The sequence below is a fragment of the Amycolatopsis benzoatilytica AK 16/65 genome (assembly GCF_000383915.1).
GTDB lineage: Bacteria > Actinomycetota > Actinomycetes > Mycobacteriales > Pseudonocardiaceae > Amycolatopsis > Amycolatopsis benzoatilytica.
This window is the reverse complement of the sequence record NZ_KB912942.1, coordinates 140,568-152,697: the sequence shown is the minus strand read 5'-3', so window position 1 is coordinate 152,697 and position 12,130 is coordinate 140,568. Positions and strand designations below refer to the sequence as shown.

At 68.5% G+C, this 12,130-nt stretch carries 13 protein-coding genes and 1 tRNA gene; 10 read left to right on the top strand and 4 right to left on the bottom strand.

All coding sequences use genetic code 11. The features are described 5' to 3' along the window. Positions 1 to 82: 82 nt before the first annotated feature. Positions 83 to 1,732 carry an LCP family protein gene (locus AMYBE_RS0100705; RefSeq protein WP_020657398.1) on the top strand — a complete coding sequence of 550 codons (1,650 nt, stop codon included), beginning with the start codon at positions 83 to 85 and terminating at the stop codon, positions 1,730 to 1,732. Between the two features lie 125 nt (positions 1,733 to 1,857). Continuing rightward, positions 1,858 to 2,466: a helix-turn-helix domain-containing protein gene (locus AMYBE_RS46830; RefSeq protein ID WP_020657397.1), complete on the top strand. Its 609-nt coding sequence runs from the start codon at positions 1,858 to 1,860 to the stop codon at positions 2,464 to 2,466. 640 nt (positions 2,467 to 3,106) lie between these two features. On the opposite strand, the gene AMYBE_RS0100695 is transcribed toward AMYBE_RS46830, so the two are convergent. Further along, the gene (locus AMYBE_RS0100695) at positions 3,107 to 4,567 is read right to left on the bottom strand and encodes a flavin-containing monooxygenase (RefSeq protein ID WP_020657396.1); all 1,461 of its coding nucleotides are present in this window, start codon (positions 4,565 to 4,567) and stop codon (positions 3,107 to 3,109) included. A 71-nt stretch (positions 4,568 to 4,638) separates the two neighbouring features. Here AMYBE_RS0100695 and AMYBE_RS0100690 point away from each other — a divergent pair, with 71 nt between their 5' ends. Continuing rightward, a complete protein-coding gene (locus tag AMYBE_RS0100690) occupies positions 4,639 to 5,238 on the top strand; it encodes a TetR/AcrR family transcriptional regulator (RefSeq protein ID WP_020657395.1) in 600 nt (199 codons plus the stop codon). 220 nt (positions 5,239 to 5,458) lie between these two features. After that, entirely contained in the window at positions 5,459 to 6,022 is a 564-nt protein-coding gene (locus AMYBE_RS45970) for a hypothetical protein (RefSeq protein WP_020657394.1), read from the top strand. A 563-nt stretch (positions 6,023 to 6,585) separates the two neighbouring features. Here AMYBE_RS45970 and AMYBE_RS0100680 read toward each other — a convergent pair. Then, positions 6,586 to 6,807 carry a DUF3618 domain-containing protein gene (locus tag AMYBE_RS0100680; RefSeq protein WP_020657393.1) on the bottom strand — a complete coding sequence of 74 codons (222 nt, stop codon included), beginning with the start codon at positions 6,805 to 6,807 and terminating at the stop codon, positions 6,586 to 6,588. A gap of 125 nt (positions 6,808 to 6,932) precedes the next feature. On the opposite strand from AMYBE_RS0100680, the gene AMYBE_RS0100675 reads away from it, so the two are divergent. From AMYBE_RS0100675 to AMYBE_RS0100645, 6 genes are all read left to right on the top strand, one after another. Then, positions 6,933 to 7,006 (top strand) — tRNA-Leu (locus AMYBE_RS0100675). A gap of 104 nt (positions 7,007 to 7,110) precedes the next feature. Next, positions 7,111 to 8,316, top strand: a complete 1,206-nt coding sequence (locus AMYBE_RS0100670) for a helix-turn-helix domain-containing protein (protein ID WP_154676096.1) — start codon at positions 7,111 to 7,113, stop codon at positions 8,314 to 8,316. A gap of 62 nt (positions 8,317 to 8,378) precedes the next feature. Next, positions 8,379 to 8,666 carry a hypothetical protein gene (locus AMYBE_RS0100665; RefSeq protein WP_020657391.1) on the top strand — a complete coding sequence of 96 codons (288 nt, stop codon included), beginning with the start codon at positions 8,379 to 8,381 and terminating at the stop codon, positions 8,664 to 8,666. 192 nt (positions 8,667 to 8,858) lie between these two features. Further along, positions 8,859 to 9,329 (top strand): glycine-rich domain-containing protein, encoded by a 471-nt coding sequence (locus AMYBE_RS0100655; protein ID WP_027927253.1) that lies wholly within the window; start codon positions 8,859 to 8,861, stop codon positions 9,327 to 9,329. 201 nt (positions 9,330 to 9,530) lie between these two features. Further along, positions 9,531 to 10,208 carry a phosphotransferase gene (locus AMYBE_RS40770; RefSeq protein ID WP_169515202.1) on the top strand — a complete coding sequence of 226 codons (678 nt, stop codon included), beginning with the start codon at positions 9,531 to 9,533 and terminating at the stop codon, positions 10,206 to 10,208. A gap of 388 nt (positions 10,209 to 10,596) precedes the next feature. Further along, complete coding sequence (locus tag AMYBE_RS0100645; RefSeq protein WP_020657387.1) at positions 10,597 to 10,827, top strand: hypothetical protein; 231 nt, start codon at positions 10,597 to 10,599, stop codon at positions 10,825 to 10,827. Positions 10,828 to 10,894: 67 nt separating this feature from the next. On the opposite strand, the gene AMYBE_RS0100640 is transcribed toward AMYBE_RS0100645, so the two are convergent. Together AMYBE_RS0100640 and AMYBE_RS0100635 are read right to left on the bottom strand one after the other, a co-directional pair. After that, entirely contained in the window at positions 10,895 to 11,203 is a 309-nt protein-coding gene (locus tag AMYBE_RS0100640) for a hypothetical protein (protein WP_020657386.1), read from the bottom strand. 121 nt (positions 11,204 to 11,324) lie between these two features. Then, positions 11,325 to 12,083, bottom strand: coding sequence for an SDR family NAD(P)-dependent oxidoreductase (locus AMYBE_RS0100635; protein ID WP_027927252.1), 759 nt, complete (start codon positions 12,081 to 12,083; stop codon positions 11,325 to 11,327). Positions 12,084 to 12,130: the final 47 nt, after the last annotated feature.

Genomic DNA, 12,130 nt, shown 5'->3' with positions numbered 1-12,130 from the left:
AGGTGCGAACCGGCCGCAACCCCGGACCGGCACCATGCGTCTTCAGAACCGGAGACCAGTACGACGAGAAGGAGCCGACCGCGTGGACTACCCGCCTCGGTACGGGCAAGGCGATCGCCGCCCAGCCCGCTCGTGGCAGGACGAGCGCGGCCGGCCGCCGGCGCGGCAGCCCGCGCCGCCCCGGACGCGCCGCGAAGACCCGGACGAGTACCGGCCGGTCCGCCGGTCCGGACCGCCGCCCCGGCGCCGCCGCGGCGGGATGCGCGGTGCGAAGATCGCCGTCGCCGTGGTGTCGCTGCTGGTCATGGGCCTCACCGGATACGCATGGGCGGCGATGCAGGGCCTGGTCAACGGCCTCAACTACGCCGACGTCATCGGGGACGGCGGAGGCGGCGACCAGCCCGCCGACGGTGCCCGCGACATCCTCCTGGTCGGTCTCGACAGCCGGACCGACATGCAGGGCAACCCGCTGCCCGCGGACCAGCTCGCCCAGCTCAACGCGGGCGAGTCGGACGGCGAGCTGAACACCGACACGCTCATCCTGGTGCACATCCCGAACGACGGCAGCAAAGCGGTCGCGATGTCGCTGCCGCGCGACTCCTACGTCGACATCGCCGGCGGATACGGGAAGCACAAGATCAACTCCGCGTACGCCCGCGCGATGCTGACCGCGCGCAAGGACTTGCAGGCGCAGGGCGTGACGGACCCGAAGGAACTGGACGTCAAGGCGAACCAGGCCGGTGCGAAGAACCTGATCGCGACCGTCCAGAACCTGACCGGCGCCACCATCGACAACTACGCCGCGATCAACCTGCTCGGCTTCAGCGACATCACCAAGGCGATCGGCGGCGTGGACGTCTGCCTGAACGACAACGTCGACGACGAGTACTCGGGCGCGAAGTTCACCAAGGGACAGCACACCATCGACGGCGTACAGGCGCTCGAGTTCGTCCGGCAGCGGCACGGCCTGCCGCGCGGCGACCTCGACCGGGTGGTGCGCCAGCAGGTGTTCATGGCCGGCATGGCGCGGAAGGTCCTTTCCGCGGGCACGCTCACCGACCCGGGCAAGCTGAACGCGCTGATCGACGCGATCAAGAAGTCCGTGGTGCTGAACCAGAACTGGGACATCTTCAGCTTCGCCCAGCAGATGAAGGGCCTTACCGGCGGCCAGCTGGAGTTCCGGACCATCCCGATCGACAACGTCGACTACCGCACCCCGAGCGACGGCTCCGCGATCAAGGTCGACCCGGCGAAGGTGAAGGCTTTCGTGCAGGGCCTGGCCGGTCCGCAGGCCGGACCGGCCCAGGCGCCGGCACCGGACCAGGCGGCGCAGCAGAACGACGCGAACAAAGCCGTCACGGTCGACGTGCGCAACGCCTCGGGCCGTACCGGACTGGCGGCGAGCGTGTCGAAGCAGTTGAGCGACAAGGGCTTCACCGCCGGGACGACCGATAACGCGTCCTCGCGCAAGACCACTGTGATCTGGGTCCCCGCCGGCGGCGAGGAGGCGGGCAAGGCGGTCGCCGACGCGCTCGGCACGAAGGCGACGGTGCAGGAAGACAAGAGCGTGCCGAAGGGCCATGTGAAGGTTTTCCTGGGCTCGGACTACCAGCCGCCCAGCGGTGCGTCCAGCGGCACCGGCGCCGCACAGGCCCCGCCGCCCTCGTCCCCGCCCGCTTCCGGGGCCGATGACCAGACCATCACCGCCGCGGGCGTGCCCTGCGTCAACTGACGTCGTTGCTCCATTCGGGGTAAGTGGAGAACTCTTCGCGAAACCCGCGTAATGAGCAGTAACTTCGGCCGTTTCACCGGCGGGACGCAAGCCCGCGTCCACGATGTTGGTGAGGGGCAGGGGCCGTGATCGACGCTGAGCACTACCAGCGGGTGCTGGGAGACGAGCTGCGCAAGCTCAGGCGTGGCCGAGGATGGACGCGCAAGGAGCTGAACGCTCATCTGCAGAGCGAAATCTCGCTGCAGACACTGGCGACGTACGAGCTGGGCACGCGGCAATGTTCGGTGGTGCGCCTGGTGGAACTGTGCGTGGCGATGGACGAGCTTCCGCAGGATCTGCTGGCGAAGGTGCACAGCCGGGTGTTCACCGAAGAGCCCGGACGGGTCCGGGTGGACCTGCGCCGGGTGGTCGAGGAGGCCGGACCGGAGCTGACTCCGTTGCGCCGCTGGGCCGAAGGCCGGTTGCGGCAGCTCGGGGTCGCCCCTTCGCGGACTCGTTCTTCCGGCGGCGTGGCGGGTTCCGGTGCTGGTTCCAGTGCCTCCCAGACTCCCGGCGGCGGACTTGGCCCCGCCGCCGGATCCGCAAGCACGCCAAGCCAACCGAGCCACGCGCCGGCCTCCCAGTCGGACGGCGAGGTGTCGTTCGACTTCGCGGCGCTGGAACGGATGGCCGAGCTGTGCGGGCTCCCGACCGCCGAGCTGGTCTCGCACCTGCGCAAGCTCGCCCCGGCCTGATCCCGGCCGCACGGACTACGAGCGAGACGTTCGCGACTCCGCCCCTGCCGCGAAAGCCCTCGTACCTCCGCTTCCGTTGCGTGGTAAGCGATTCCCGCTCCACGACGGAGTTTCTTCCCGGCAATCGGATTGCCCCTCGGCAATCGGCTCAGCGCACCCAGCGAGTCGACGGGTTGCCCTGGTAGGCGGGTTGCTGCCCGGCAAGCGGGTCACGCCCGGCGATCGATTCTCTTCCTGGTAAACCGTTCCGCACCCACGGACCGCACCCGACTGCCGCACGCCCCCAGACTGCGAGGGGGACTTTCGCGCCTCCTCCCCTGCCGCGAAAGTCCCTCTCGCACCCAGCCGTTCCGCGCGCCGCACTCGGGCACCACCGCAGCCCTCGTTCCGCAGCACGCCACCGCCCGCTCACCCTGAGCCGGATACCGCCCGTGCCAGCACAAAACCCGAACCACGCCGGCCGCCTCTCGCGGCCGCTCCATCACGAGGGGACTTTCGCGACTCCACCCCCGTCGCGAAAGTCCCCCTCGTACCCGCGGCCATCCGAAGTCGGCACCGCGGGTCAGGACCGCTCGTCAAGACATCCCGTCCCGCCGGCAAGCTCTGCTGAGCCGTCGGGTTCGCCCCGCCCCCCCAAACCTCAGCCGAGCAGCTCGAAATCCTCGCGCCGAACCCGCCGGGTATCGAGCCAGTACCGCCAGGTGAACCCAGGCCACAACGTCCGGTTGACCCCCTTGGCGTCCAAGTACCAGCTCTTGCATCCGCCTTGCGTCCAGATCCCCTGCCCCAGCTTCCGCTGCACTTCGGCGTTGAACCGCTCCTGCACCTCGGCCCGGGGCTCCAGCGCCTGGCCCCGCGCGAGCCGAAGTGCCTGCGACACATAGGAAACCTGCGCCTCGATCATGAACACCACCGAGTTGTGCCCCAGCCCGGTGTTCGGCCCCAGCAGGAAGAACAGATTAGGGAACCCGTGCACGGTGATCCCCAGATGGGTCCGCATTCCCTCCTCGGCCCACTCCTTGGCGAGGTTCCGCCCGTCCAGCCCGACGATCTCCAGGCTGTCGAACGCGTCCGTCACGTGGAACCCGGTCCCGTAAACGATCGCGTCGACCTCGTGTTCCACCCCGGCCCGGTCGACCACGCTGTGCTCGCGAACCTCCGCTACCCCGTCCGTGACGACGTCGACGTTGTCGCGCGCCAGCGCCGGGTAGTAGTCGTTGGAGATCAAGACCCGCTTGCAGCCCATGGTGTAGTCCGGCGTCAGCTTGGCCCGCAGCTGCGGATCCGACACCGCACGATCGATGTTCGCCTTGGCCATCCGCTGCCCGAGCCGCATGATCCACGGTTGCCCGTTGAACCCGATCGCCCGCGCTTCCAGTGTCCAGTAAAGGAAATTCCGGTACACACGCTGCACTGGCGGCACCGCACGGAACAATCCGCGCAGCCAGCCCGGCATGTCCCGGTCCGCCTTGGGCAGCACCCACGGCGGGGTCCGCTGGAACAGGGTCAGCTCCGCGACCTGCGGCGCGATCTTCGGCACGAACTGGATCGCGCTGGCCCCGGTGCCGACCACGGCGACGCGCTTGCCCGCGAAGTCGAAGTCGTGGTCCCACTCGGCGGAGTGGAACGCCTTGCCCTGGAACCGCTCGATGCCGGGCAGTTCCGGGATCATCGGCCGGTGCAGCGCGCCGACGCCCGCGACCAGCACCGGTGCGACGAACTCGTCGCCGCCGCGGGTGCTGACGTGCCAGCGGCTTTCCTCGGCGTCCCAGCGCGCACCGGTCATCTCCTGGCCGAACCGGATGAAGCGGCGCAGCTCGTGCTTGTCCGAGACGCCGCGCAGGTACCGGTGAATCTCCGGCTGCGGCGAGTACGCCCGCGACCAGCCTGGGTTCTGCTCGAAGGAGAAGGAGTACATGTGCGACGGGATGTCGCACGCGCAACCGGGGTAGCTGTTGTCGCGCCAGGTGCCGCCGACATCGTCCGCCTTCTCCAGCACCACGAAGTCGTCGCGGCCGTCCTCGCGCAACCGGATCGCCATGCCCAGCCCGGAGAACCCGGTGCCGACCACGATCACCCCGGTCTCGGTGCGGTTGCCCATGCGTCCTCCCATTAACTGTTACCCGAAGTCCAGCTTACTCGGAGTAGGTTACTGCCGGTAGAGTGTGCGGCATGACCACCGCGAAGCGCAAGCGCATGCCCCGAGCCGAACGCGAACGGCAGATGATCGAGGTGGCCGAGCAGGTTTTCGGCGAGCGCGGCTACGCGATGGCGTCGATGGACGAGATCGCCGAACTGGTCGGCGTGTCCAAGCCGATGCTGTACGAGTACTTCAACTCCAAAGAGGGTCTGCTGCTGGCATGCATCCGCGAGTCGCGATCCGCCCTGCAACAGGCCACTGAGCAGGCGATCGTCGGCGCGCCGACCGCCAACGAGGCGCTGCGCCGCGGATTGCTGTCGTTCTTCGTGTTCATCCGGGAGCGCCGGCAGGCGTGGTCACTGCTCCGGCACGAGATGGCACTGATCGGAACTCCGGCCGCCGACGAGATAGAGGAGACCCGTCGCCAGCAGACCGACCTGATCACCGCCCTGATGAGCGGCTACTTCGACAGCGACGACACCCTGCGCGCCGAAGCCTCGGCTGAGTTCGTGGTCGGCGCCTGCGAACGACTGGCGATCTGGTGCGAGCGGTTTCCCGAGGTGACACCCGAGCGGGCCACCGAGTACGCGATGGATCTCCTCTGGGCGGGGTTGTCACAGCGCGCGATCTGACGTGCACGTGAGGACAACCGTGCATTAGGCCATTCGGTCGTTACTCAGCGCGCATCTCGTCTCGTTACTTGTGACACAGAGTTTCCTTGCGGTATCGATGACACGGTAGAAAGACACACTGAGTGTCGCGCCAGCGGCGGGGGAGCGGGAATCGCGTCATGAGTCTGCGGTGGCCGGGTCTCGGTCTGTGACGCATTCTGATGACGAGAGGGGTGAGGCAGTGGTGGAAACGATCACGGCGACATACGAGCACGACAACGACGACTGGACGATCACCGTCAGCGGCAACGGCAAGGAGCTGACCGGCAAAGCGCCGGGCATCATCGCCGCACGCGACGCGGCGGACCAGCTCGTGGAGAAGATCGCCCCGAACGAGCGTCCCACAGTCGTGCACCTGCTGAACGGCAACGCGCTTGAGTTCACCAGCGCGTACATGGCTGCCCGGCTGACGCTGCCGGAGATCGAGCCGCTGGAGATCCCGCCGTCCGGCGGGGCGAAGGCCGCGAAGGAGTCCGAAGCGGACGCCTCGGCCGACGCCAAACCCAGCTCGGACGCAGCTTCCTCCGACTCTTCCGACAAGGACGAGCCGGCCGCCCCGGACGGGAAGGCTCCCGCCGGCCCGGCGTCCGCCGCCGCTGCCGTCGAGAAGGCGGAGCCGGTCAAGCCGACGATGCCGCCGGGCAAACGGCTTCCGAAAGAGGTCGAGGACCGCAAGCCCGGGGAGGCCAAACGCCCTGGTGTGACCGCTGGCGCGTCGGCAACGCCGCCGGCCGCACGCGCCTGACCTGCGGCGTTGCTTGGTTGATCGAGTAGTCGGTTCGCGCTCGCGCACGCGCGCTCGCGAACGACTGGCCGCGACCTGCCGACGGTCCCGTTCGCGGCCGATCTGGCGAGGCCCAGCGCGCCCGGGGCGAACCTGACGTTCACCCATGCGGGGTAGCCCAATTCGGTGCCGTCAAGCCGTAGGGCGACCCAGGTGAGCGACCGCCAAACGGGTGACCGTCGATGTGGTCCGGTCGGGCACGGAACTGACCGACGGTGACCACATCGGCTGCCGAGCCGCCATTGCGGGGAGCACACGGCCGACCAGCGGCTTTGCGCGCATCCGGGGCATAGTCCGCGATCGCAGCCCACGGCATAGGTCCGTCACTACGCCACCAAGTCCGGCAGCAAGGTCGCGGCCGCCCACCGGCAACGCACGTCCGCAGCACGGACGGCAGGGCCGAGTGTGGGCTGGGCAAGCCTCGCGACTACGAACAGGGCCACGACACTGCAACCGCTTCGGGACGGCCAGCGCCTACGGCCGCGAACTGAACTGCGGAACCGTAGGCGCGCCGGCTGGAACCGTCAGCGGAAGAGCTTGCGCACCAGCAGCACGGCGATCAGTACGCCGGCGCCGATCAGCGGGTACTTGACCTTCGGGTTGTCGAGCTTCGCCCGTGCGCTGTCCTTCGCCTGTTCAGCGAGTTTCTGCGGGTTGGCTTTGGTGCCCAGCTGATCGAGGGTCGCCACCAGGGCGGTCCTCGCCTGCTCGATCTCACGCTCGATGGTCTCGGGGTCGCGAGCCACGTGCCCTCCTCGCCGCATCGGACTGTAGGCGCTCCACGGTAGAGGACATCGGGTGCGGGACGTCGACTGGCCACGCCGAGCCGACCCGAACGTGGCGCACGCTACGATTCTTCCAAGTTCCCCTGGGGGCCGTAGCCCAATTGGCAGAGGCACACGGTTTAGGTCCGTGCCAGTGAGAGTTCGAGTCTCTCCGGCCCCACGATCACGCTCTGACCAGCGTCGGAGCAGAGCACGCAGGAGCTAGAGAACCACCGCGGACAGCAGATGGACAGCAAGCCCGCTGTCCTCGGCGAAGGAGGCCTCATGCACAACGTCGGCCGCCGGATCCGCGAACTGCGCGCATGGCGGAGCCTCGATCTGCGCGTCACCGCCGACCTCGCGGGCCTGTCCTATGGGTATCTCGGGAAGCTCGAACGCGGCGAGAAACCCATCAACAGCAGGAAAACGCTCGAAGCGATCGCGGGAGCGCTGCGCGTCGCCCCGGATGAGATCACCGGGATCTCCCCGGCCCCGCCGGTCGACGTCGAGCCCGCCTTGCACGACGCTGCCACCGCGCTCGCCGACTTGCTCGGCGACTGGTGGGTCGGCGAGGTGCCGGACGCGCCCGGGCGGCCGCTGGCGGAAGTGCTGGCCGACCTGCGTGCGTTCCACGCGTCCCGCAACCGCAGCGGCCAGACCGGCGCCGGTGACTACCCGACTCAGGTGGCGAAACTCGGCCCGTTGATCCGCGACCTGTTGGCCGCGGCGGCCGACCCGACGACCGGCCGGGAAGCTCTCGCGCCGCTGCTCACCGCCTACCACGTCGCGGGCAGCATCTCGGCTCGGCTGCGCCTGCCCGGGATGCCTTCGATGGCTGCGGAGCGGATGCAGCAGGTCGCCGACGACCTCGACGACCCGGTATGGCAGGCCGTCGCCCGGTGGGGCCGTGCCCATTTCATCTCCAGCACGAGCCGGCCGCGGCAATACGAGTTGGCGGTGAAGGTGGCGGATGCTGCTCCGCCGGATCGGCCAGAGACTCGGGGCATGGCCAACCTGACCGCCGCGCTCGCGGCCGCGGCACAAGGCGACGGCGACACTGCGCTCACCCACCTCTCAGAGGCCGCGCGGATTGCCGAGGAAATCGGACCGGACACCAGCCCCTGGCCGTCCGGCATCATGCAGTTCGGACGCACCAATGCCGGGATTTTCCGTGTGTCCATCGGGGTCGAACTGGGCGAGGGTGCCCGGATCGCTGAAGTGGCACGGAAAGTCCGGCCGGGCACTATCTCGACCGGACGGCAGGCCAGCTTCTGGACCGACCTCGGTCGCGCGTTGATGACGGAGCGGTCGCACCGCGAGCAGGGACTAGCGGCGCTGCTCAAAGCTGAAACCCTTGCGCCGCATCAGCTGTACCGGGATGTTTTTGTGCGCGAGGCGGTGATGAGCCAACTCGCGTCCGTCGGACGTGACGCGTTCGGGCGAGAGCTGCGCGGGCTAGCGTGGCGGATGGGCATTGCACCTATCGGGTGATCAGTGGTCCGTGTGTCCCTGAGGGACACGGATAGCCGGAGATCGTTCTTACCGTCCTTGGCATGACAGCACGGATCGCGGGCCAGCTGCCCGCCGACGAGGTAGCCGCGGCGACCTACGCCGTGCACCGGTGGGCGAAGGACGGCCGTAATCACCGGTTCGACCGAGAGCTGTTCTACCCGGGCGCCGAGGTGTTCTGGCCGAAGTGCACCCGGGGCAAGCGGGTTCCGCAGCGCACGTGCTTCGCCTCGGAGCTGTCGGCGGAACTGGGCGACGACCGCGACCGCGCCGAGGACTGCCGGACGTGCTTCTGGACCGGACCGCGCGGACCGCGACAGGTCTGGTGGTGATCGGCATGGGCTGGTGGATCGACCACTACGGCACTGAAACCGACACCGACCCGGACACGGGCGAAGTCATCGCCACGGCTCAAACCGACGCCGGCGACTAGCCGCGCACGAGTCTCCCGGTCGCGGCGTTTCCCCGACGTGGCGTGGCGGCCGGGGTTCCACCCCTGAACAGGCGAACACGAAAGGAACGAAATGACCGTTGTCGTTGAAACTCCTACCGGCCGTGGACTGATCCCGGAAGACCTGTTCCATCGCCTCACTGCCCGCGTCGCGAAAGAGAATTCGGTTCCTCTGGAATATGCGGGGCGAATCATGGATCAGGCTCTGGCATTTCTCGCCGCCTGCGCCCGGACCGACCAGCCGCTCGCGCCGAGCGACACGGTCGATATTGGCTGGCACACGTTCATCCTCTACACGCACGAGTACGCGGACTTCTGCGACCGGATCTCGGGGAGCTTCATCCATCATGTCCCTAACGACAGCGAGGAATTGAGCGACACTCCCCTCGTTGACATGCTGGCGTGCACAACGGTCGCGATCGCGTCTGCCGGGTTCGTCGTGGACGACGAGCTGTGGTTCACTGGGGCCGCCAAGTGCGCAAAATGCTCGCAGTGCAAGAACGGATGCACCGACGACCCGCCCCCGGCAGCCGCGCGGAAATAATCCGAGGGGACATCGATGACCAGTCAGAGCTGGGAGGACATTCCCGCCGCGGTCCGTCGCGCGATCGAAAACGAGACGGGCCCTGTGTCGTCTTCGGTATCGCCGGAGGACGGACGCAACTCGGACTTCTTGGCGACGCTCCGGGCCGAGCGCGGATGCTTCTTCGTCAAAGGGGTTCTGGCTGACTCCCGGAGGGCGCGGATGCAGCAGGTTGAGGCCAGGGTGAATCCTGCCCTGCCGCACTCCGTTGCTCCGCGTCTTCTCTGGGAGGCCGAGTCGAGCGGGTGGTCGGTGCTGGGGTTCGAGCACGTCGCCGGGCACCACGCGAATCTCGCGCCCGGCTCCCCGGACCTCGCTTTGGTCGCCGACAGCGCCGCCACAATGGCGCGCACGCTCGGGCGATGCACGCTCGACCTTCCCGCCGCGGCCGAGCAGTGGGCCTGGAACGCGCCGTGGCGGCGGCTGTCCAAAGCAACGGACCGCGACCTAGACGCGTGGGATCACCAGCACCTCGAAGAGCTCGTGGACTGGGAACGCAAAGGGATCGACCTCCTACGCGGGGACAGTCTCGTGCACGGAGACCTGCACCCCCTCAACATCCTGGTCTCGGACCGCGCGCACGTGGTCGACTGGGCATGGTCGAGCATCGGCGCACCGTGGCTCGACGGCGTCGCGTTGACGCTGCGGCTCGTTGCGGGCGGCCACGCCCCGGCCGAGGCCGAGGAATGGGCACAGCAGATTGCGCCGTACCGGGAAGCGCCGGCCGACGGGGTGACCGCCTTCGCAGTCCTGATCATGGGCATGTGGGCGTATCGAGGGGCATTCCCCCAGCTCACCGAGGTGGCCCGACAGTACGTCCGCCATCGCACCGAGACGTGAGCACCGCACAGCTCCGCCCCGCTGTGCTTCCCCCTCGGTTGCACGGCGGGGCGGAGTTGTGTTCGGTAACGTTCGGGACGCGGGCTCGGTGCCCACCCTCCCCCTCGGGTCGCCGGGCCCGCCTGACTGGCTGACCGGCCGCGCCCTGGCCCCATCTGCTGTAACACGACCGTCGGTTGACGCGAACAAGATTGGTGGACATAGCCGACAATCGGGAGTCGAGATGAAGTTCCGGCGGGCCATCCGTGTATCCGCTGCAATCGCCTTTGCAGGTGTTGCGACGCTCGCGACCGCTGGATGCTCGTCGGGCGGCCAAGAGGAACCTGCGGCCGCTTCCCCACCGTCTGCGACGACGTCTGCAGCTCCGGCCCCAGCAGCGCCGGAACCTGTGCACACCTTCATCGTCGAGGCCAATGCCGCAGGTCTGAATCTTGACGAGAACGACTACCGCAGCAAGATGAGTTCCCTAGGCAGCGGTCGCGACGTCTGCCGAACCGGCCTGATGACATACGTCGACCTCGCCATCGACTTCCGGACCATGGACGGTGGGTCCGTGAACAAGGGCGCAGCCCACAACGCCGTTCTCAACTACTGCGACGCTGCCAACAAGGGCTCCTGACACACGCAAATTGAGGGCCCTCCGCGCGTGCGCGGGGACCCTCGTCGTTGTATCTGCAGATAGTGAGCTACCCGTTGTTGCAGCCCGGGTTCGGGAGTCGCGGCACGTCCTCCGCGTACAGCGGGTCGACGGCCGGCGGCGCGTCGTTCGGCTTGGCCCGGACGACCGCACCGGTGCCGAGGATCGCTGCACCGGCGGCGATGATCCAGGCCGCGGTGTCGCCGTCGATGTGGACCCCGACGAGCGCGAGGATCCCGACGACGACCGGGACGGTGAGGTAGCCCCACAGACCCGCGATGGCCTTGCGGTATCGGCCGGGTGCGGTGCGCAGCCAGACGGCGAGCCGTTGCCGGGTTCGACACGGTGCGGGCCGCACTGGAGCGCCGGACCGGGGTGGTTCCGGACGAGCCCTGCTCCTCGTAGAACCGCAACGCTCAGGTGGTGGTGCCGGTTGCTTTCGCCAGCTCTCCGATCCGCACCTAGCCGAGCGTACGCGGCTAGCCGATCACCGCGCCGCCGTCGACGGGCAGGACCACGCCGGTCGCGAAGGCGGCCTCAGGACGGGCGAGCTGGACGATCCAGTAGGCGACTTCCTCCGGTTCACCCAAGCGCCGCAACGGAACGTAGGACGCGAGCTGGTCATGTTGGGCGCGGGTCTGCTCCGCTGAGAGTCCTTCGTTCGCGGTGATCTCGGTGGCGGTGATCGGTCCGGGCGCCACCGCGGCGACCCGGATGCCGCGCGGGGCGAGTTGCACCGCCCAGCTGCGGGTCAGCGAGTCCAGCGCGGCTTTGGTCGCCGCGTAGAACTCGCGGCCGGGCATCGGCCAGCCGCGCTGTCCGATCGCGGTGGTCACGTTGACGACCAGCCCACCGGTCAGGTGCGGCAGCGCGGCTTGGACGAGGTAGACCGGCGCGAGCAGGTTCGTCGCCACGACTTCGGCGAGTTCGGCGGGCCGGATCTCGCCGAGCGGCCGCGGACGGACGATGCCGGCGTTGTTGACCAGGACGTCGAGGCGACCGGACGCGCCGGCGGCCGCTTCGATGATCGCGTCGGCCGACTCCGGTGCGCTGACATCGGCGACGAACGTGCGGATGGCGGGGTGAGTCGCGGCGGTCGCGGCCAGACTGGCCGCGGTCCGGCCGACGATCAGCACATCCGCGCCCTGCTGGGCGAATGCTTGCGCGGTCGACCGTCCGATCCCGGTGCCACCGCCGGTGACCAGCACTGTCTTGCCTGTGAACTGTCCATCAGTCATGACACCCGACGCTAAACATTGACGTAAGCGTGAAGGTCAAGAAACTC